The sequence below is a fragment of the Novosphingobium sp. MMS21-SN21R genome (assembly GCF_031846015.1).
Classification (GTDB): Bacteria; Pseudomonadota; Alphaproteobacteria; order Sphingomonadales; family Sphingomonadaceae; genus Novosphingobium.
In genome coordinates this window covers 751,526-772,207 of sequence record NZ_JAVRDU010000001.1, presented here as the reverse complement: position 1 = coordinate 772,207, position 20,682 = coordinate 751,526, and the positions used below count along the sequence as shown (strand labels likewise).

The window sequence follows — 20,682 nt, the reverse complement described above, 5'->3', positions numbered from 1 at the left end:
GGAGAATGCGTTGAGTCTTGGTTTCACAGGCGAACGGATCGTTCCTGGCGCGCCCGATTGCGAGCCGACGTTCGCGCAGAAGATGTATCAGGAGCACCTTGCCCGCTACGCTTTTGCTGCGCAGTTCGCGCAAGACCGCGACGTGCTCGATGTCGGCTGCGGCGTCGGCTATGGCTCGCAGTGGCTCGGCAAATCCGGCGCCCGCTCCGTGCTTGGTATCGATATATCCGCCGAAGCGATCGAACATGCCCAGCACAATTATTTTCATCCGGCTGTCAGATTCAAGGCTCAGGACGCATCTGCCATCGAAGCGGAGGGCGGCTATGACCTCGTCACCTGCTTCGAACTGATCGAGCATATCGAGCAGCAGTCCCTGGTTCTCGACCGTATCAAGACCGCGCTGCGCCCGGACGGTCTGCTTGTCATCTCCACCCCGCGCCCGCTCGATGACATTCGCACGCATTTCCATGTCCACGAGATGAGCTTCGAGGAATTGTTCGACCTGCTGAAGGAGCGCTTCGCCCACGTCGAAGCATTTTTCGAGGTAAATTGTTTCACATCCTATGTCGGTAGCGAGAGTCCATCGAAGCTTGACCGAATTCTGTCAATTTCGGACCGGATCAACCTGGCGAACGCGGACTATTTCGTCTTTGTCGCCAGCGACGCGCCGATTGGCGAGCGTGAGCGCCCCAGCCCGATCCTGACACTCAACGACGACAGCTATATCCTGACGCTGGAAAAGGACATCGACGTCCTGCGCGGGGCCGAAAACTACCACCTGCAGCAAATCGCAACGCTTGAAACCGAAAGGCACGACTTGACCGAGGCTTCCCATCAGGCCGACCAGAAAATCGCCGCAATCTCCGAGATCAAGGGCGAGACTAGCGCGATCCGGGCAACCGTCGAGGACATGCGCCAGCAGTTGGGCCAGCTCACCGACGTTGGCGCTCTCCGGGAAGATGCTGCTCGCGCGGCATTTCTGGACGCGGAGATCGCGCGGGTGCGGACCGAAGTTTCCGAACTTCGCACGCTTTTGCTCGATACGCAGAACAGGTTGGCAAAGTCGGAAGGCGATGCTCATGCAAGCCTTGCAGCGAAGACATTCGAAGCCGAAGCGCTGCAGCGCGAAGCTGCGCACCTTCGCTCGAACCTGGCGATGCGCGAGGGCGAGCTGGACAATGTCCGTCGCGTCCTTGCCGACAACGGCAATCGGGTCGCCGAGCTTCAGACGGAAGCCAACGGATTGCGTTCTGAGGTGGCAAGGCTGCCGGAAATGGCCCGCCGCTGCTCGGATCTCGAGAGCGAAATGAACGCCATGCGGTACCGGCTCGATTATGCCGAATCAACGCTCACGCGCTTTCGCCGCTCGCTAAGCTGGAAACTGACCAAGCCGATCCGCTGGATCGGCAGAACATTCAAGAAATTGACCGGCGGGGGCAAGGCGTGATGAGCGAGACCGGATATACCTGCGACGTCCTGTTCCTGATCGGTTGCTGGGAGGGCGAATCCAAGCGCTACCGCGTTCACAATATCGCGGAAGGCCTCGAATACTGGGGCTATGACACTCAAGTCATGGATTTCAGCGAGTGCGGCCGGATCGTTGACGATCGGCTGCGCCCGCGCGTCGTCGTCTTTTTCCGCGCGCCGTTCGATCCTGCCAAGCGCGTAGTCGAAGTTCTGGAATATTGCCGCCTCAACAAGATCAAGACCGTCTTCGACGTCGATGACTATGTCTTCGAACCGGCGATCATCCCGTCCATCGCCGGGGTTGCCGAGCTATCGACCGCGCAACAAGCGGATTACGAATGGGGCGTGCGCGCTTATCGCACGCTGCTGTTCAGCTGCAGTGTGGCCACCACAACCACCAAATTACTGCGCGACAAGATGAGCGAACTGGGCCGGGAGGCCCACATCGTGCCGAATTCCTACAACAGCCAGCAGCACGAACTGGCTGAGCGCCTGCGCGATGAAAGGAAGGATCACGACGGCGTCATCCGGATCGGGTATTTTTCGGGTTCAAAGACACACGCACGCGATTTTGCCTTGTGCGCCAGTGCCATCCAGTCGGTGCTGAAAAGTAACCCCAACGCTGTGTTCCGGCTGGTGGGGATGCTCCATCTCGATGACAGCTGGATCCCCTTTGCGGAGCGCATCGAACGCGCGGGATTCATGCCCCCGCTCGACATGCTCCGCAGTCTTGCCGAATGCGACATAAACCTGGCGCCGCTCGAGGAAGGCGACTTGTTCTGCGAAGGCAAGAGTGAGCTGAAATTCTTCGAAGCAGCGCTGGTCGATGTGCCGACCATCGCCAGCCGCACGCAGCCTTTTGCGGCTGCCATCGAAGACGGCGTCAACGGTTTCCTGGCATCAAGCCCTGCCGAGTGGGAAGACAAGATCACTCGCCTTGCCGGCAGCGCCGAAATCCGCGCAAAAATGGGTGCGACAGCGCGGGCCACGGCGGAAGAAAAGTTCTCGTCCGGCAAGGCGGCACGCGATGCGCTAGTCGCATATGGTCTGGAACTGCCATCGCCCAAGCGCGTGCCGAACAAGAAAGCGCTGAAGATCGGCTGGATCGTCCCCGGCCTGATCATCGGCGGAGGCGGGCATCGCAACATTCTGCGCGCGGCATACCATCTCGAACGGTTCGGCCACGACGTCAGGCTGTATTTCTCCGACACCAACATGTCCGAGGCCGAACTGCGAAAGACGGTGCGCCAGCACTTCTATCCGTTCGATGGTCCGGTGCGGCGGTTCTCGGGCCGTGTTGATGGCGAAGATGTTATGATGGCCACGCACTGGTCGACGGTCGCCCTTGCCGAATCCGTGCGCTCACTGATCGGCGAGATCATGTATTTCGTGCAGGACTTCGAACCGGCATTCTATCCAATGGGCTCGGAGTATATCCTCGCTGAAAACACCTATCGCAAGAACCTCTATGCGATCACCTCAGGCCCATGGTGCGCGCACATGCTCAAGCGTGACTATGCAATGGAAGCCGATTCCTTCCGTTTCCCGGTTGACGGCACGATCTACAACGCCGCTGCTGCCGGCAGGACGCCGCGCGCCAAGCGCGTGCTGTTCTTTGCCAAGCCCGAGATGGCGCGGCGCTGTTTCCTGATCGGCACGATGGCGCTCAAGGAGTTTCACAGGATCAAACCCGATTACGAAATCCTGTTCTTCGGCTCGGGAAGCGCCAAGCAGCATCCGCAGGACTATCCGGTAACCTATCTCGATATCGTGCCGACGCTGAATGATCTCGCGAACCTCTACGCAACCTCCGCAGCTGGCCTGGTGTTCTCGACCACCAACCCCAGCCTGGTCCCTTACGAGATGATGGCATGCGGGTTGCCAGTCGTGGACCTCAACCGTCCTGGCAACGAAGTGAACTACGACAATCGCTACGACATCGCCCTGCTGGCCGATGCAGACCCTGTGCGCATGGCACAGGACATGGCCGCGCTGCTCGACGATGCAGAAGCTCTGGCGGCGCGGAGCGCACGCGGCATCGAGTTTGCCGCCACATTCCCGAGCGAGGAAGAGATGGCACGGCGCGTCGAAAAGCTCATCCTTGACCGGCTTGCCCGGAACAGGCCTGCTCAAGCGCAAGTGCAAGCATCAGCTCATTGAACCGAGCAATCAACGACAAGGACGGAAATACCGTGAAAGTTCACCTTATCGCCGGCGGCGCTGGTTTCATCGGCGTGAATCTGGCTGCCACACTGTTGCAGCGCGGGGATGCCGTGATCGTGATCGACGACTTGTCGCGCGGATTGCGCGATAACATGGCCGGGTTGACGGGTCACAACAGCTTCACTTTCATCGAAGCCGATTGCAGCGAACCCGATGTGCTCGACGCAGCGCTGGGGGATTTGAAGATCGACGAAGTGTGGCACATGGCAGCCAATTCAGACATTCCTGCGGGCGTGGCCGATTACAAGGTGGACTTGCGCCAGACTTTCCTGACCACCGTGGCCATACTCGACGTGATGAAGCGCCGCGGCATTCCCGTTATCCATTTTGCGTCCAGTTCGGCCATCTATGGCGACCATGGCGACGAACTCATCCATGAGAACATCGGCCCGCTGCTGCCGATTTCGAACTACGGCGCGATGAAGCTTGCATCTGAGGCGCAATTGCGCGCTGCCAAGGAAGCTTATCTTGAGCGCGTTTCGATGTTCCGTTTTCCCAACGTCATCGGTATTCCGGCGACACATGGCGTGATCCTCGATTTCGTGCGCAAGCTCCTCGCCTCACCCGATGAACTCGAGGTGCTGGGCAACGGTACGCAGCAAAAGTCCTATCTGCACGTATCTGACCTCGTCTCCGCGATGGTCCACATTGCCGACCGGCAGGAAGACTTCGCGTTCTACAACATCGGACCGACCGACGACGGCGTGACCGTCCGCTTCATCGCGGAAACCGTGCGGGACGCATTTCGCCCCGAAGCGGCCATTCGCTTTGGCGAAGGCAATCGCGGCTGGGTCGGCGACGTACCGAAGTTCTGCTATTCGGTGGACAAGTTGCTGGCGACAGGCTGGCGACCCAGCCTTGGCTCGAGCGAAGCGGTCATCAAGGCCGTTTCCGAAATCATCGCCGGTGAAGCGGTGCGATGACTCAGGCGGTCATTCTGGCTGGCGGCAAAGGCACACGCCTTGCCAGCCGGCTCAACGGCAAACCGAAACCCTTGGTCGACGTCGACGGGATTCCCCTGCTCCAGCGCCAGATCGAAGCCCTGTGTCAGCACGGGATCGATGACATCGTCATTCTCGTCAACCACGCCGCCGACCAGATCCAGCAGTTCGTTGACGCGCTACAGGTCACCGCGACAATAACGCTGATCGACGACGGCGAGCCGCGCGGGACCGCTGGTGCAACGCTTGCCTGCCTGGACCGCCTCGAAGAGCGGTTCATCGTCGTATACGGCGATACGCTGTTCGATCTCGACATTGCCCACATGATGGCGGAGCACGAGCGTAGCGGTGCCGATGCAACGTTGCTGCTTCATCCCAATGACCATCCTCACGATTCCGATCTGGTCGAACTGGACACGGCGGGGCGCATCACTGCCTTCCACTCGTACCCGCACCCGGTGGATGCGTGGCTGCGCAACCTGGTGAATGCGGCATTCTACATTGTCGAACGCAGGTTGCTGGAGCCATGGACAGATCGCATGGCCATCGGGGACTTTGCCAAGGACCTGTTTCCCGCGATGGTTGCCGAAGGCGCGCAGCTTCGCGGTTATGTGACCTTCGAATACATCAAGGACATCGGCACGCCCAAGCGGCTCGACAAGGCTGAGCGGCAATTGCGCAGCGGGCTGGTTGCGCGGGCGCGGCGCACCGTGCCGCAACGGGCGGTTTTCGTCGATCGCGACGGCACGCTGAACCGGCTCAACGGCCACATTGCCCGCGCCGAAGACCTCCACCTGATCGACGGTGCGGGCGAGGCGATCCGCCTGCTCAACGAAGGCGAATACCGTGTCGTTCTCGTCACCAACCAGCCAGTGCTCGCGCGCGGCGATGTTGACGAGGCGGGGCTCTCGCGGATTCATGCGCGTCTGGAAAGCGAACTCGGGCAGGCAGGCGCCTTCCTGGACGCGGTCTATTACTGTCCGCACCACCCTCATGCCGGGTATCCGGGAGAAGTCCCTGATCTCAAGCGTGACTGCGACTGCCGCAAGCCCGGCACGGGTATGATCGTCGCGGCATGCGAGCGACTGAACATCGATCTGGACGGCTCGTGGATGATTGGCGACAGCACCGCTGACATCGCCATGGCCAACGCCGCTGGCCTTCGTTCAATCCTGGTCGAGACCGGCGAAGGCGGTCGCGACGGAAAGTATCAGGCGCAGCCAACGACCACCGCTTTATCCATTGTCGAAGCAGTCGAATTTCTCATTCGCCACGATGGGCCGCATAGCGGGTCCACACAGGAACAACAGTCGTGATCATAAGCCAGACTCCCCTGCGCATGAGCTTTGTCGGCGGGGGCAGTGACCTTCCCGCCTACTACCGCGAGCATGGCGGCGCAGTCCTCAGCACCGCAATCGACAAATACGTTTACGTCAGCATCAACCGCAAGTTCGACGGCGGCATCCGCCTTGCCTATTCGAAGACCGAGGAAGTGACCTCGATCGACGACATCGAACACGAACTGGTCCGCGCGGCATTCGACATTCGCGGGATGCGCGGCGGCGTGGAAATCACCACGACCGCAGACATTCCGTCGCGCGGAACGGGGCTTGGCTCGTCATCCACGTTCACTGTCGGCCTGCTCAATGTGTTGAGCGCATATCAGGGCGCGCACGTCTCTCCCGAGTATCTGGCTAAAGGCAGCTGCGAGATCGAGATCGAACGCTGCGGGCAACCGATTGGCAAGCAGGACCAGTATGCCGCTGCCTATGGTGGACTTAACCTGATCGAGTTCCATCAGGACGACCGCGTTTCGGTCAGCCCGGTGATCATGCGGTCGGACCTGCGCGAATTGCTCGAGCAGCGCATCATCGTATTCTACACCGGGATCACGCGCAGTGCCTCGGCCATCCTTGCCAACCAGTCTGCCGAAACCGGCAGTGACAAGGTCAAGCAGGCCGCATTGCGGCGCATGGTCGAACTGACCTATGTCATGCGCGACGAACTCGGACGCGGCAACATCGACAGCTTCGGCCACATTCTCGACGAGAACTGGGCGCTCAAGAAATCTCTCACAGCAGGCATCAGCAGCGCCGACATCGACGCATGGTACACCGCCGCGATGGGAGCGGGAGCCTTGGGCGGCAAGCTGCTGGGCGCAGGCCAGGGCGGCTTCATGATGTTCTACGCACCGCGCGACCGGCATGAAGACATCGCCAATGCGGTCGGCTTGCGCCAGGTGCGGTTCGGCTTTGAACCCCTTGGCAGCCGCATCCTTTTCTATAGCCCGCGTTGACAGCAGGAGCATCCGAGTGACCTATTTTCCTGACCGCCTGATCGAAGGAGCCGGCAACTATGCCGGTGAATACTTCGCGCTGATGGCCGCTGCCGCCGCCACGATCGATCCGGGCGCGATCACTGCCGCTGGCGAACTCATGGCCGAGACGACCAAGGCCGGGCATCGTATTTTCTCTTGCGGCAATGGCGGATCGGCGGCCATTGCCAACCATCTCGTGTGCGATTGCCTGAAGGGCATTCGTACCGACACGGCGTTGCGCCCCAAGGTCCACAGCCTCTCAACCACGGTCGAATTGATCACCGCCATCGTCAATGACATCGGCAGCGAGGAAATGTTCTCATTCCAGCTTGAATCGCTGGGCGAAGCTGGCGACCTGCTGATCGCAATCAGTTCGTCGGGCGCATCGCCCAACATCGTTCGCACACTGGAACTTGCGCGCTCGATGGGCATTCGGACAATTGCGATGTCGGGATTTGCAGGAATGCCGTCACGTTCGCTTGCGGACGTCAGCCTGCATGTCGATTGCCAGAACTATGGCGTGGTCGAGGATCTTCACCAGTCTCTGATGCACATCCTCGCCCAGTACACTCGGCACAGCCATCTGGATAACCCCGAAAAGCTGGGCACACTGAAATTCTGAAGGCCAGAGGGCCGTTACCTGGAGCAGTTAAATATGGTCAACCCAGCAGACTTCCCCGAGCGAGGCTGGGAAGTCCTGCCGTCGTTCGACGGTGCCGGTCTGCTGAAGCCCGGGCTGCTCCAGAAGATGCAGGATCACCCGCTTCTGTCAGGCGAATCCGCCTGGGGCACGCGCAACCTGCTGCACGCGCTCATTCTCGGAACCCGGCCGCAGACCGTGCTTGAAGTGGGTTGCCATATCGGCTCGGCCTCGGTCGTCATCGGATCGGCGCTCAAGGCCAACGGCTTTGGCCGTTCGTTCCATCTCGAACCTCAGGAACATTACTTCGAGGTGCTGAGCGCGTTCCTCATCGAGGCTGGACTGGAAGGCATTTCCGTCCCTCTTCAGATGTTCTCGACCGATCCCGGTCTGCCCGACTTGATCGGTAACTCCGCCGATCTCATCTTTCTCGACGCCAACCACAGCTACTCACATGCCATGAAAGACATCCGCATCTGCGACCGTCTGCTTTCAGAAAATGGGCTGGTACTGCTGGACGATGTCAGCACGCCGCATTCCGGCGACATCTGCACCGAAAACCGAGGTGGCGTGCGCCAGGCCTTGCTAGATTTCGTCGCCGAAAAGCCGGAATATTCCGCTGTCTTTCTTGAGCCTCCGTTCTGGCTCAATCCCTGCGGCCTCGCTATTCTCGCGCGCAAACCGCAACAGTAAACGGCAACATCAAACCTTCCAGCTTGCGCTCGCCCCTGCGCGATGAACGCTGATTTGTACATCACCATCAGGCACGACCATGCCGTCATAGGGCGCCCCGGTGCGTGACCAAATAGGGTGGTGCCCCGGATCGAGCATAGCTTTGTCTCCCCACCGCACCTTAAAGCGCTGCCATTCCTGCGCCATGCGTCGACGCTTGCGGCGTCCGAGATTGAGCCCGCGTGATACCGATTCATGGTGGACGAGCGTGATCGCGCCGCAATAGGCAACGGCCCTGCCTGCGGCCCGACTACGCATGCAAAAATCGACGTCCGCAAAATCGATGCGGAACATGTCTTCATCAAACCCGCCCAAGGTAACAAAATCCGACCTGCGCACGGCGAAGAACGCGCCCGTTACCGCAACTGCTTGCCGCGTAGCGGTCCAGCGCTGCGCCGGACCTTCGTCGATGCCAGCCATCCAGCGCCCTTCGTGTTGCGGCCCGTTGTCCATGCCGAACACAAAACCGCCATGCTGGATCGTGCCGTCAGGATAAACCATCCGCGCACCGACCACGCCAACCGCTGGATTATCCAACAATCCGGCAAGGAGGCGGTCCCAGTCTTTAGTCAACATGGCAGTGTCGTCATTGAGGAACAGCAATGACTGTCCGCTTGCCGCTTCTGCGCCGACATTGCTCGCGCGAGACCAGTTGAACGGCTCGTTGAACGAAACGATGCGCACGTTCCGCTGCGCGGCGAGCGCATCAAATAGAACAAGGGTTTCAGGCTGGCGGCTGCCGTTGTCGACCACCACGATCTCGACCAGGTCGCGCCTGTGAGCCGTTGCCAATAACGTATCGATGGCGACTTTCAGCAATGCCGGATTGTCGCGCGTGGGAATGATGACCGACAGGGCTTGCGGATCGGCATCAGGCTGTAGCTGCGCCGACGATGCTCCAGTAGTTGCGGGCAGGGACATCAGGACAAGCGGGATATGTGCGGAGCAGGCTCCGGCCCGCGCACCTGTAGCCGCCACCGCAACGAGACGGGCTTCGCTTTCCGGCCAGAGGAAGTCGGGAGCAGGGAGAAACATGGGCTGGAGGCGCTGCCCAGTTCCAGACTCGAAGTGATCGTGATCGGCGCTGATCGTGCCACCACCCGTCTGACTGATGGCCCATGCGAGCCAGGCAAGACACTCGCGGTCCAGAACCGCCCCGCCGGGAACGAAAAGGTCATAACAGAAAAGACCGGCGGCGAGTTCCGGGACCGCCGTTCCCGTCAGGTGCCAGGCAGGGTATGTCTGCTCGGTCAGCGCCCCGGCCGAGCGCGCGCACGACGCATTTTCCAGCGTTATCCTGAAAAGCGCAGAGGGCGTGCATGCCGGTGGAGGTGGCACCGGGTTTTCTGTCGCAAATGCGTGATAGTCCGTCCGGGCATAGATGCCGGGCTCTCGCACCGGCAAAGCGCTGCGGGCACCATAGCGGCGAAGTTCGCGTATGGCTGGCAGCGAGCCGTGCCGCACCGCTTCCTGCAATGCTGTGATCGCAGCAGCCCTGTCACCCGATTGCCGCAGGCTGCGACCAAGCTCGAGCAGTGTTGCGGGATGATCCGGCCACCGCACAAGTGAACGACGGCATACATCTACTGCTTCAGCCGACCGGCGCGCCGATTTCAGGACTTTCGCCAGCGCCAATTGCCCGCTGCGCACCCCTTCGAACGGCGCGAGCACAACGACAAGCTGGTCTGCAAACGCGGACCAGTCCGCAGGCTCAAGCGACCATGCCGCTCGCAGCAACCGGACCACCGCCGCCGGCAGCGCAATCACCGCCCCTGCGAGACGGCGTACGTGCGTCACCGCAGGTGGATGGCCTGATGGTGGAACTCAAACGCTTCGTCAGGGTCCGAGAAAACCGAGAGGTTGCCCTCGGACAACACGCACAACTTGGAGCAATGCTCGCGGACATAGTTAGCGTCGTGCGAGACGATGATCAGGGAGCGATCAGCGCGCTTCTCGAATAATTCGATGTGGCACTTTTCATGAAAGCGGGCATCGCCCACCGCCACCACTTCATCGATCAAAAAACAGTCGAACTCGATGACCATCGACAGCGCAAATGCCAGACGCGCGCGCATTCCCGATGAATATATCCGCAAAGGCTCACGCAGATAGGCTCCGAGTTCGGAGAACTCCTGCACGTAGTCGATCTTGTCGCGCCAGGGTATGCCGTAGATCCGGCAGATGAAACGCAGATTGTCGAGCCCGGTCAGCGTGCTCTGAAACGCACCGCCGAAGGCAAGCGGCCACGACACCGACATGGTGCGTTCGACGTGCCCCGATGTGGGTTGCTCCGCGCCGCTGAGCAGGCGGATCATGGTCGACTTGCCCGCACCATTCCGCCCGAGAATACCGACCTTTTCGCCCGGCGCCACGACCAGATTGATGTTGCGGAAAACTTCGTGCGGACCCTGCGAGGTCGGGTAGCTTTTGCAAAGGTCGATCAGCCGGATCACTCTGGCACCACCTTCTGGCTCACGACGCGGGTCTTGGCGAGGCCGAGCGCAGTCAATGCCAGATTGGCCACCGCCATGTAGCCCATGTCGTAATGGGCGACCATGGCTGAGCCGAAATAGCCTTCGCGCAGATATTCGACCGCATTGATCATCGGCAGGTAGAGAATCCATTCCTGCCCGACCTTGGGCAGCGAATCCACGATAAAGCCAGCGCCCGAAAGTGGCATGATGATATAGGCAAACGGGTGCCACAACTTCTCGATGATTTCATGCTCTTCGGCCAAGGCTCCAAGCAAGATTGCGAGGCCGCAGCCAAACCACGTCAGCATCAGCCAGCCTAGTGTAACCTTGAGCAGATCTTCCGGCCAGGTCATCCATCCGAATGTGGTGAAAACCACCGTGAGCGCGATGAACGAAATCGTCGCGCCCATGAATTCGAGCAGCAGCCGCGAAATGAAGATATCGATGATCTTGACTTGCCGGTGATACATCAGGGCAAGGTTGGGCCCCACCGATCCGATCAGGCGCCCGGGCATGTTGCGCCAGAGCAGGATGCTCGAATATCCGGTAACCGCGAAAGCAGTGATCGGCAGCGTGCTGACATGGTTTAGCTTCAGCCCGACCCATAGCAGTGTCACCGCCAGCGTGAACAGCATAGGCTCGACGAAAAGCCACAGGAAGCCGATGTTGTGACGACCATACCGCGTGATGATCTCGCGCAGGAGCAATGCCGAGACGACTCGTCTCTGCACCATCAGCCCGACTGCGAGATCATTCCCGCTGGCCATCTTTTCCGTCACTGCTGGTGCTCTCGCACACCGGCCAGCATCATCGACAACACGCCCCACGCAATCAGCGCGAACAGGAGGGTCGAGATAATGCCGCGCATGCGGCGTGGCTCGATCGCGAAGTCGGGCAGGCTGGGCTGCGCAATGCGCTCGACATAGGCCTGCTTGCGCCGCGCCTCATTCTCCGCGTCCTGAAGAGAAGCCATGGCCGAAGCCAACTGGCGGTCGGCAAACTGGTTTTCAAGCTGCAGGCGCTGGTATTCCGCCGCGACCGAAGACAGTGAAGCCGATCCGCCTGCAACTTTGCGCAGCTCTTCGTCGATATCGCCCTTCAGGCTGCGCGCCTGCGCCTCCAGCACGATAATCTGTGGATTGCGCGGCGCGACCGAGCGCAACTGGGCAAGCTGCGCGCGCGTTGCGATCATCTCATCCTGAAGCTTCGAGATCATCTGAAACTGGATGGTCGCCTGCTTTTCCGGATCGATCACGCCCTCACGGTTACGGAAGCGAGAAAGCGCCAGCGAGGCCTTTTCGGATCGCACTTTCGCCGCATCGACTTCAGCACGGGACGTCTGGATCAGGTCGCTACGCGCCCGGTCATTGAGCCGGTTAACCAGCGCTTCGGACATGGCGAGCAACTGGCGGTTGAACCGCTGCGCGTCCTCCGGCGTGTAAGCCTTCACGGAAAGCGTGGTAATCGACGAAGTGGTATCGTGCTCGGTATGAACCTTACCCTGATAGTAAGCGTAAAGTTCCTCGAACGAGCCTGAAAGACCGAAAGAGTTGTAACGATCAAAAATCGAGATCGAGGGGAGCGTATAAGCCTTGCGGTATACGCCTCCGGTATCCAGCACCTTGAGCGCGTCGCGGGAGTTTACGTAGCTCTGTGCTGCGAAAATCTCGTCACCGGCGTTGGAAAACCCGGCCCCCTTGAGCAGCAGTCCAACGCCCGACATCTGCGGCTTTTCCGGACTGCGAACGATGAAACGGGATTCCGAAACGTAGACGTCGGATGACAGCAGGCCATAGTAGAGCACGGCAAGGATCGTAGGGAGAACTACAACCGCAAGGAAAAGCCGGTCCGCGAGACGAAACCTGGCAAGCAACTTCTTCATGGGATTTCCTACTACGCCTGCAATAGCGACTTCAGGGGACAACCGTCGCTGCAGTCGCAAGCGGCAGGATCGTCGAATATATGACGTTCACGAATTTCTGGATGTCCGCAATCGGTGCGTTCGAAACGTAGAGTACGTCCTTGTTTCGCATCGGGAAATTCTGAGCGATGAACAGGCTGCGCGGGTCACGCAGGTTGACCCGGTAGATCACGGGGACCGTGCCATCAGGCAAGGGATTCAGCGCGATTCCAGACTGACCTGCAAGCGCGGATGCAGGTTCGAACCTGAAGATGAAGACGCCCTTGGCATCGGCCCTGCTATCCTGCAGCCCGGCAGAGCGCCCAAGCGCCTGCGCCAGGGTCAGCCCCGTAGCCTCGAAAGGAACCTCCTCGTTACGGCCTGTCGCACCCAGTGCAGTGAAGCTGTAGGACTGGAACATCGCGGTGACGACATCGCCTGCCTGTAGCCTGATGTTCTGCTTCGGGTCCCGGATCACGGCCTCGAGCGGCATGTCGACGACCGTCGCATCTCGCGCGACCTGTATAGTGGTCTTGAGAACGGGCTGGCGCGTACCGCCAACCGTCGCCAGGACATCCAGCAAGCGCTCGCCTCTCGGCCCGAGCGGAACACGCGCGCTGTTGGCCACTTCACCCACGACAGTGACGGTACGATTGGTATTTTGCGAAATCCGCACCAGCACCTGCGGCTGGTTTGCCTTGCCCATAAGGCGCGAAATGATGAACTGCTCGATCTGCTTGGGCGTCCGTCCAGCAGCCATAACGCTGCCGACAAACGGGATCTGAACAGTGCCATCCTGATCCACGATCTGTTCGGGCAATGACGTGCCGCGAGCCGTTGAACCCGATGACGAGATGCGTGCATCCCCGCCACCTGAACCAAACAATGCAGCGGGCGGCGCCTCCCAGATCGAAACGTCAAGAGCATCGCCACGGCCGACAACCGTGCCTACCGGCCTGCCTTCACCGAGCACTTCGAAGAAACCGGCCGTTCTGCCGCTCTCGATCAGCCGCTGGGCCAGCTCGTTTGACACATCGATGACGGAAATCTGCGACTGATCCAGATTGGACGAAGTCGCGTGGACAACGTCACCGGCAGAAGGGCCTGCGGTGGACACCAGACCGCACGACGAAACGCCAAATGCTGCAGAAATGACCAACAAGTGCCTTGAAATGGCGCGCTGCAAATTCTTTATCCATCTGAAATCGAAAACAATCTGGCTACCCACAGGGGGCGAACCGCAAACTTTGTCGGTGCATAGACGCAGAGCCGGCGGCAAGCAATGGCTGCCGAGCCGCACTGCGCGAACGGCGCCCAACATGTCACGGCCCTAGTCGTGCCTGATGAAACTACGCTGAACGCCGCGTGCGCGGGGCGGCGCTTTCAGGCTTGCCACACCAACAGAGAAGCACTGTCGGCTCCAAACTCCAATGCATGGATGTCGGACAAGGCATAACAGTCGCCCGGTTCCAGAGCCGTGTCAGCCTGGTTTATTGTCCCGCGAAGGGGGATCACGAGCAGGTTACCACCCGGGTAAGTCAGGCTATCCCACTCAGGCAGGCCGATAATGCGTGCAACGGCAAAGAACGGCCCGTCGGCCAACGTCGCCGTCCCATCGTCATGCACCGGGTTGTGCAAGCCGTTGGCGTATGCTTCCCCCCGCGCGACGGCGATACCCTTGTCCAGGTGCAGTTCGCGCGGTCTGCCGTAGTCGTATAGCCGGTAGGTGATGTCGCTGTTCTGCTGGATCTCGATCAGGCTGACCCCGGCACCGATTGCGTGGACCGTGCCTGCCGGAATATAGAAGAAGTCTCCGGGCGCCACTGGATGCCAGACCATCAGGTCCTCGATCGTGCCGTCGAGCGCCGCACGGCGCATCGCTTCGGCGTCAACCGGCTGCTTGAACCCGATCCCGAGAGTCGCGCCCGGCTCAGCGGCGATGACCAGCCAGCACTCTTCCTTGCCGCGATCCTTTTCGCCGAGGGCAGCGGCTTGCGCGTCGCTCGGGTGGACCTGCACCGACAGCTTTTCGCTGGTGAAGATGTACTTGACCAGAATAGACGAAAGCTCAGGCGGCGACTCGAACCACACTTCGCCGATGCGCTGGCCGAGCGGCGCAACGAACGGCATGGGCAGCGTATCCTTGCCCCAAGGCTTTTCGACCATTCGCTTGGTCAACAATGTCACTGATTGGCTGCTCCGGTCAGTTTGCCGACCGCCTGCGCACCGTCGGGCGTGCAGACCAGCACCTCGTCCCCGTCAACAACGATCACCAGGTTCGAGGCGCCGACCACCGAGACCCGGGGGCCGTCGCTCATGACCATGACGTTCGAGCAGTCCCTCAGTTCCGCGTTTCCGCGCACAGCATTGCCCGCTTCGTCGCATTCCAGCGCCTCGTGCAGGGCCTGCCAGTTGCCGATGTCGGACCACGCCATGACCGCCGGGATCATGGCCGCACGCTCGGTGTTTTCCATGACCGCATAATCGACCGATTCGCTCGGCACGCGGGCAAACGCTTCGGCGTCGGGCAGGAAGCGCATGCCATCGGCCACACCCTTTTCCACTGCTTCGCGCACAGTACTGAGGATGTCTGGACGATAGCGGCCGAGCTCTTCCAGGAACGTTCCGACGCGAAAGGCGAAGATCCCTCCGTTCCAGGCGTATTGGCCGCTGGAGAGAAACTCCATCGCGCGCGCAAGGTCCGGCTTTTCGACGAACTTTTCGACTCTGCGTCCGCCGGTGCCGGCGATGGGTTCGCCCTGTTTGAGATAGCCGAAACCGGTTTCGGGCGCGGTGGGCGCGATGCCGAATGATACCAGCCACCCTGCCGAAGCCAGGCTGGCCGCCTCGTGCGCAGCGGCGCGAAAAGCGTCGCAATCGCCGATGTGATGATCGCTCGGGCAGACCAGCATGACGGCATCTTCGGGCAATGTAAGCGCGGCCAAAGCGATGGCTGCGGCGGTGTTCCGCCCCTGTGGCTCGACGATGATGCGCGTGTTTGCCCGGTCAGGGATCTGGTCTTCGACGTGTTCGAGATGGGCGGCGCCGGTGACGATGACCGGATGACCGAAGCCTGCCTCCCGTTCGCACCGAAGCACGGTCGCGGCGAACAGGGTGCTATCTCCAACAAGCGGGAGGAACGGCTTGGGCTTCTGCTTGCGTGAACGAGGCCACAGGCGGGTTCCATTTCCCCCGCACAGAACAACAGGAACTGTTTCAGTCATTTGCTACCTGGACCAGAGTTGAACCGCGCGCCCGGAAGACCGCTCCTAGGGGATTTCGCCCATCATTGCCAGCAACTCGGAAACGGATGTAGTTGCAAAACCCACAGCGCTGTCCGAGATTCCGTAAGGAACGAGCAGTTGTTCCCCCACCATCAGCGCCCCGCAAGTGTAGACCACGTTCGGCACATAGCCGAAGCGGTCTGCATCGATAGCCGTGAGGATGGGCTTTGCCGATCTTGCGATGACCTTGGATGGGTCGTCCCGGTCCAGCAATGCGCAACCTAGCGCATATTTGCGCATTGCGCCGACGCCATGTGTGAACAGCAGCCAGCCGTGGTCGGTCAGAATCGGACTGCCGCAATTGCCGATCTGCACGAATTCCCACGGGAATTCAGGCTCCATCAGCAGCACGCCGTCATCATCCCAGCAATCGAGCCGGTCCGACCGTAGCAGATAGAGGTTTTTGCCGTCCTGCCGACCTACCATGCAATATTGTCCGCCGACCTTCTGGGGGAACAGCGCCATACCCTTGTTCCGTCCCGCCTTGCCCTCGATAGGCTCAAGCACGAACTGTCGGAAATCGGGGGTGCGGAGCAGTTCCGAACGGATCGATGCGCCAGAATAGGCGGTATAGGTGCCGACCCATTCGAACTCGCTACCGCCATGATCGAACCGCACCAGACGCAAATCCTCCAGACCGCCGCGCTGCTGCTCGGTAATCGGGAAGATCACGCTGTTGGACAGGGTGCTCTCGGCGTGACGGTGCACGCTCACCGCACCATCCTCACGCATCGTCGCCAGACTGTCGTTGGCCTGCATGGCCGTTGCAAAATGACTTTGCGGCCACAGTTCGAATGTCCCGTCGGGCATGGCAATGCCCTCGCGGAAGACGATCGAACTGATGTGGCCTTCGCCGACGGCGCGCAGGCTCATCACGAAGCGCACTGCTCCGCCCGTCATGCCGGTCTGGTCGGGATGCGGGACGATGCTCGGATTCATCAAGGCGGCTGCAGCGTAAGTATATTCGTGACAGAAGTACGCCCCGATCAGTCGCTTGCGCTTGGCAGTCAGAGTGGAGCCGTCCAGCCCGAGCATCGTCTCGATCTCGGCATAGCGTTCGGCGAACAGCTGCTCGGTCTGCCAGTGCCGCTCCTCGAAATCGTGCAGCACGCGGGTATATTCCTCGTCTGCCTCGCTTTCGCTCAGCGCGACGACGTCGGCAACAAGCTTGCCGGCGCGCGCACCCTGCCCGCCCGGTCCCTGCCAGCCGAGGTGGAATGGTCGGAGCACAACCCGCGAAGGATCGGCGTGAAGTCTTTGCTCAAGCACCCGCAAGCTTTTGACTGCCCTTACTGTTGATATGGTCGGCGGCGTTTGCGATTCGGCCGGGAACCGCGTCTCCCAGCAACAATGCACCTTGATGACGCTTGGAACTTTTCCGGTTGGCGAGGCTACACATGGCATAGTGCGCCAGCTGGAAGGCGAGGATCGATTCCGCCCCGCAGTTCAGGTTCACGCCTTGCGGAGTCACGCCGTCGCGGCAGCGGCCCGTTGCGATATCGGCCAGAACCTCGCCGCGGTCGTTGCCGCCGAGGAACCATCGATAAGCGGTTTCGGCATGGCGCAACCAGTCGAGATCGCCCGTAGCAGCATAAGCCGCCGACGCCGCATCGATCGCCGCCCAGGCTTCGACCGGTTGCTGATCGAACGGCAGGTTTTCGTAAGCCCGGCCAAAAGTGTCCGACCCGACCGGCCGGAAGTGTCCCTGCGCGGAAACCTGCTGGCCGCAGATGAACCGTAGGCTCGAAAGGCCGCTTTCCTGCCAGTCCTCACGGCCCAGCATCGTTCCAGCTTCAATCAGCGCCTGCGAGAGGCGGGGGTTATCGTACCCCAGCACCGCTTCGAACCATGCCCAATCAGGCCTGCGCGATGCCGCCAGCAGACTGTCGAGCAGGGCGCCGCCGCGCTCGAGGCAGCGGCGTGCCTCGATATGACCGGGGTCTGAATGCAGCGCACCGATGCAACCGAGCATGGCGAATGCCACGGTGCGCGGGGAATCCATCGCCATTACCGGCGCCAGAGCGATATCGAACCACTGCGCCGCCCAGTGCCGCAGACCTTCGTCCGGCGCATGGCGCATGGCATGGCCCAGCGCCCAGACGGCGCGACCGTTGCTGTCCTGTGATCCGATATCCTCGCACCATGTGCGCTCGAAGCTCATGAAATTGCGGAATGCCTGCTTGTCCGGGTTCCAGGCGTGCTGGATGAACGAAGCATAGACGGTGGCCCAGCGCTGGCGCTCGACCAGCGGCACGGAGTCCGCAACACCCATCAGCATCAGGGCGCGGACATTGTCGTCAAGGCAATAGCCGTGGCGACGATCGGGAATGGTCAGGATCGAATGCTGGAACATTCCGGTGGAATCGCTCATCGCGGCAACGCCTGAAAAGCCCGGAACAGCAAGCAATGGCGCAGCGCGCACCGGCTGCACGATCACGCTTTCTACGAGTTCACGCGCGGCACCGGCGAAGCTTGGCCAGATCGTCTCGCGGCCCTTTTCCCAGGCGCGGCGCTGAACAGCGAGAAGCTCGTGCGGAGCGTCGAGAAGGCCGTTGACCGCTTCGGCGATGACGTCCGCCTGACGCGGTTCGACCAGTACACCAACGCCGTCGGCCAGCAATTCGCGGGCATGGACGTAGGGCGTCGAAACGACCGCCTTGCCCAGTGCCACAGCGTAGCTCAGCGTCCCCGATGTGGATTGCTGCATGTTGGGATAGGGCGTCAGATAAATATCGCATGCCTCGAGTTGGTCGAGCAGTTCCTCGGTATCAAGGAAGCGGTTGTCCCACTGCACGTTGTTGCCAACGCCCAGCTTGTCCGCCAGTTCCATTAGGCCATCACGATAACGCTCACCTTCGCTGGCGACGAGGTTGGGATGAGTCGCGCCGACGATGCGGTAGATCACGTCGGGGTGATGCTCGACGATCGCGGGCAACGCCTCGATTACCGTTTCCAGTCCCTTGCCCGGACCAAGCAGGCCGAAGGTCATCATCACCCGGCGTCCCCCAAGGCCGAGGTGCTGCTTCTGCTCCTCGTTACGGCCAAAGGGGCGATCAGGCGCGCCATGCGGGATAACCGCGATCCGCTCGGGCGCAACGTGGTAGATGTCCTGCAGCAGGCTCATCGAATGACGCGACATGACCATCACCCGCGATGCACGGCGCAGCAGGTGTTCCAGCACCGCGCGCTGCCTGGGCGACGGGTCCGCCAGCACGGTGTGCAGCGTCACGATCAGCGGCGCGGCGACGCGGTCGACAAGGTCGAGGACCATGTCTCCGGCCTCACCGCCAAAAATCCCGTATTCATGCTGAAGCCAGACTGCGTCGACGCCATCTTCGTTGATGCGCCGTGCCGCTGCCCGGTAGTCCTCCGGTTCGTCGGCGGCGATAACCCCGCGGACGCCCGGATAGTCCAGCGGCGACTTTGGATCGTCGATCACGTGAAGGTCCACCGCAACATCACTGTGATGGGCTGTGATCTGCTCATAGATGTCGGTCGTAAACGTGGCGATCCCGCACTTTCGCGGCGCAAATCCACCGATCAACGCGATGCGATGGCGCGGGGCTGCATGTGCGCCGCGCATAAAAGGCAGGACCGATCCTGGCAGGGCACCGGTCACGAAGGTGTCATCGTTGCTAGGCTTCATGGCGATGGGTTCCGAATGCTGGAGGGCCGCGCGAGGTGCGGCACCTGTACCGTCGATGAACCAACGCACTGCTCGCCATACGGTTGCATTGCGACGCAGCAGAAAGACGGCAAAAATATCGCCACTCATCGCAAAGTGGCCTCATTTCACCGGTTTACAAGGGACTGAATTGTATCAGGATGTTGTGCGCCGCACAATTCAAGGCGCAAACCAGCGCTGCTCCCAGCCATATGTTGCTTCAATGGGGGCGCCATCGGCATTGATGGCGGGCCTGAACCGGAAGCGGTCGGAGGCAAGCTTGCAGGTAATGGCGTCAGCTTCCGGAACCCCGCTCGAACGCCAGACCTTGCAATCCGTGGGCCTGCCATCGGTTCCGACCGTCAGCAGAATGACCACGCGTTTTCCAATGCGCTCGTCGCGCCCCTTCGCCGGATAGTCCTTCGTCGCACGGATATCGCCGGAAATCTTCTCGGCTTTGCGCGCCAGACCGCCTCCGGAGCCATTACCGCTCGCGCCGCTGCCGGTCCCCATGCCTTCGCCGCCGCCGCCGGTGCCCGTGCCTTGCGCAGATGCGCCCGAGCGTGTGTCATTGCCGGTCGAGGCAACCGGCGGTGCAGGCACTTTGCGCGACGGAACGCGGGCCTTGGCGATAGTGGCCTTCGCGGTCGCCTTGCGACCCTCTTCACCCGACGCACCGGCACGATCGGGGGTTGTCGGGCTTGGCGCGGGTTTGGGCGGATCGAGGGGCACGTCGAACGTCTGCGTCGTACGGCTCTCTTCCGCCAGCACGCTCAGCGCCGGGACTCCACCGAAGCCATGAATGACGACCCACAGGACCGCCAGATGCAGCACAACAGCAAAGCCGGTCGCTGCCAGACGGTCGCGCGGGGCGGCGGCAGCACCTTCAGAATACCGAGTGGAAGAAGACGAATCATTCATCGTAGCGCCGTCTTAAACCTCAAATCGGCAAGTTGTTGCGGCTAATTCACATCCGATTTGCGACCAAATGCCCTGTGCGCGGGATCATAGCCTGCCTCACGGTCCGAAAATGCGATAGG

At 61.0% G+C, this 20,682-nt stretch carries 17 protein-coding genes; 7 read left to right on the top strand and 10 right to left on the bottom strand.

All coding sequences use genetic code 11. The features are described 5' to 3' along the window. Nucleotides 1–10 precede the first annotated feature (10 nt). From RM192_RS03645 to RM192_RS03615, 7 genes are read left to right on the top strand one after another with little or no spacing between them, the layout of a single operon-like run. Nucleotides 11–1,447 carry a methyltransferase domain-containing protein gene (locus RM192_RS03645; protein ID WP_311506219.1) on the top strand — a complete coding sequence of 479 codons (1,437 nt, stop codon included), beginning with the start codon at nt 11–13 and terminating at the stop codon, nt 1,445–1,447. Beyond that, nucleotides 1,447–3,627 (top strand): glycosyltransferase, encoded by a 2,181-nt coding sequence (locus RM192_RS03640; RefSeq protein ID WP_311506218.1) that lies wholly within the window; start codon nt 1,447–1,449, stop codon nt 3,625–3,627. The genes RM192_RS03645 and RM192_RS03640 overlap by 1 nt, the downstream gene beginning before the upstream one ends. Before the next feature lie 32 nt (nt 3,628–3,659). After that, entirely contained in the window at nt 3,660–4,613 is a 954-nt protein-coding gene (locus RM192_RS03635) for an NAD-dependent epimerase/dehydratase family protein (RefSeq protein ID WP_311506217.1), read from the top strand. Then, nucleotides 4,610–5,947 (top strand): HAD-IIIA family hydrolase, encoded by a 1,338-nt coding sequence (locus RM192_RS03630; protein WP_311506216.1) that lies wholly within the window; start codon nt 4,610–4,612, stop codon nt 5,945–5,947. The genes RM192_RS03635 and RM192_RS03630 overlap by 4 nt, the downstream gene beginning before the upstream one ends. Then, complete coding sequence (locus RM192_RS03625) at nt 5,944–6,927, top strand: hypothetical protein (RefSeq protein ID WP_311506215.1); 984 nt, start codon at nt 5,944–5,946, stop codon at nt 6,925–6,927. The genes RM192_RS03630 and RM192_RS03625 overlap by 4 nt, the downstream gene beginning before the upstream one ends. Nucleotides 6,928–6,943: 16 nt before the next feature. Next, a complete protein-coding gene (locus RM192_RS03620) occupies nt 6,944–7,570 on the top strand; it encodes an SIS domain-containing protein (RefSeq protein ID WP_311506214.1) in 627 nt (208 codons plus the stop codon). Nucleotides 7,571–7,603: 33 nt separating this feature from the next. Next, the gene (locus tag RM192_RS03615) at nt 7,604–8,281 is read left to right on the top strand and encodes a class I SAM-dependent methyltransferase (protein ID WP_311506213.1); all 678 of its coding nucleotides are present in this window, start codon (nt 7,604–7,606) and stop codon (nt 8,279–8,281) included. A 9-nt stretch (nt 8,282–8,290) separates the two neighbouring features. On the opposite strand, the gene RM192_RS03610 is transcribed toward RM192_RS03615, so the two are convergent. From RM192_RS03610 to RM192_RS03565, 10 genes are all read right to left on the bottom strand, one after another. Then, nucleotides 8,291–10,117, bottom strand: coding sequence for a glycosyltransferase (locus tag RM192_RS03610; protein WP_311506212.1), 1,827 nt, complete (start codon nt 10,115–10,117; stop codon nt 8,291–8,293). Next, nucleotides 10,114–10,773: an ABC transporter ATP-binding protein gene (locus tag RM192_RS03605; protein WP_311506211.1), complete on the bottom strand. Its 660-nt coding sequence runs from the start codon at nt 10,771–10,773 to the stop codon at nt 10,114–10,116. Before RM192_RS03605 ends, RM192_RS03610 begins: the two co-directional genes overlap by 4 nt. Continuing rightward, nucleotides 10,770–11,561, bottom strand: coding sequence for an ABC transporter permease (locus RM192_RS03600; RefSeq protein ID WP_311506210.1), 792 nt, complete (start codon nt 11,559–11,561; stop codon nt 10,770–10,772). Before RM192_RS03600 ends, RM192_RS03605 begins: the two co-directional genes overlap by 4 nt. 8 nt (nt 11,562–11,569) lie before the next feature. Further along, nucleotides 11,570–12,676 (bottom strand): hypothetical protein, encoded by a 1,107-nt coding sequence (locus RM192_RS03595; protein ID WP_311506209.1) that lies wholly within the window; start codon nt 12,674–12,676, stop codon nt 11,570–11,572. Between the two features lie 31 nt (nt 12,677–12,707). Further along, the gene (locus RM192_RS03590; protein ID WP_311506208.1) at nt 12,708–13,811 is read right to left on the bottom strand and encodes a polysaccharide biosynthesis/export family protein; all 1,104 of its coding nucleotides are present in this window, start codon (nt 13,809–13,811) and stop codon (nt 12,708–12,710) included. Between the two features lie 266 nt (nt 13,812–14,077). Further along, a complete protein-coding gene (locus RM192_RS03585) occupies nt 14,078–14,881 on the bottom strand; it encodes a class I mannose-6-phosphate isomerase (protein ID WP_311506207.1) in 804 nt (267 codons plus the stop codon). Further along, nucleotides 14,878–15,918, bottom strand: a complete 1,041-nt coding sequence (locus RM192_RS03580; protein WP_311506206.1) for a sugar phosphate nucleotidyltransferase — start codon at nt 15,916–15,918, stop codon at nt 14,878–14,880. The genes RM192_RS03585 and RM192_RS03580 overlap by 4 nt, the downstream gene beginning before the upstream one ends. A 45-nt stretch (nt 15,919–15,963) precedes the next feature. Beyond that, nucleotides 15,964–17,208 carry a glycoside hydrolase family 130 protein gene (locus RM192_RS03575; protein WP_311506205.1) on the bottom strand — a complete coding sequence of 415 codons (1,245 nt, stop codon included), beginning with the start codon at nt 17,206–17,208 and terminating at the stop codon, nt 15,964–15,966. Between the two features lie 31 nt (nt 17,209–17,239). Beyond that, the gene (locus tag RM192_RS03570) at nt 17,240–19,561 is read right to left on the bottom strand and encodes a glycosyltransferase family 4 protein (RefSeq protein WP_409233818.1); all 2,322 of its coding nucleotides are present in this window, start codon (nt 19,559–19,561) and stop codon (nt 17,240–17,242) included. 261 nt (nt 19,562–19,822) lie between these two features. After that, complete coding sequence (locus RM192_RS03565) at nt 19,823–20,563, bottom strand: TonB family protein (protein WP_311506203.1); 741 nt, start codon at nt 20,561–20,563, stop codon at nt 19,823–19,825. Nucleotides 20,564–20,682 lie beyond the last annotated feature (119 nt).

Excerpts from the sequence above, each read along its gene's own strand:
- RM192_RS03640 (WP_311506218.1), top strand. The coding sequence starts at position 1,447 with ATGAGCGAGACCGGATATACCTGCGACGTCCTGTTCCTGATCGGTTGC.
- RM192_RS03630 (WP_311506216.1), top strand. The coding sequence starts at position 4,610 with ATGACTCAGGCGGTCATTCTGGCTGGCGGCAAAGGCACACGCCTTGCC.
- RM192_RS03615 (WP_311506213.1), top strand. The coding sequence starts at position 7,604 with ATGGTCAACCCAGCAGACTTCCCCGAGCGAGGCTGGGAAGTCCTGCCG.
- RM192_RS03600 (WP_311506210.1), bottom strand. The coding sequence starts at position 11,561 with ATGGCCAGCGGGAATGATCTCGCAGTCGGGCTGATGGTGCAGAGACGA.
- RM192_RS03595 (WP_311506209.1), bottom strand. The coding sequence starts at position 12,676 with ATGAAGAAGTTGCTTGCCAGGTTTCGTCTCGCGGACCGGCTTTTCCTT.
- RM192_RS03580 (WP_311506206.1), bottom strand. The coding sequence starts at position 15,918 with ATGACTGAAACAGTTCCTGTTGTTCTGTGCGGGGGAAATGGAACCCGC.
- RM192_RS03570 (WP_409233818.1), bottom strand. The coding sequence starts at position 19,561 with ATGCGCGGCGCACATGCAGCCCCGCGCCATCGCATCGCGTTGATCGGT.
- RM192_RS03565 (WP_311506203.1), bottom strand. The coding sequence starts at position 20,563 with ATGAATGATTCGTCTTCTTCCACTCGGTATTCTGAAGGTGCTGCCGCC.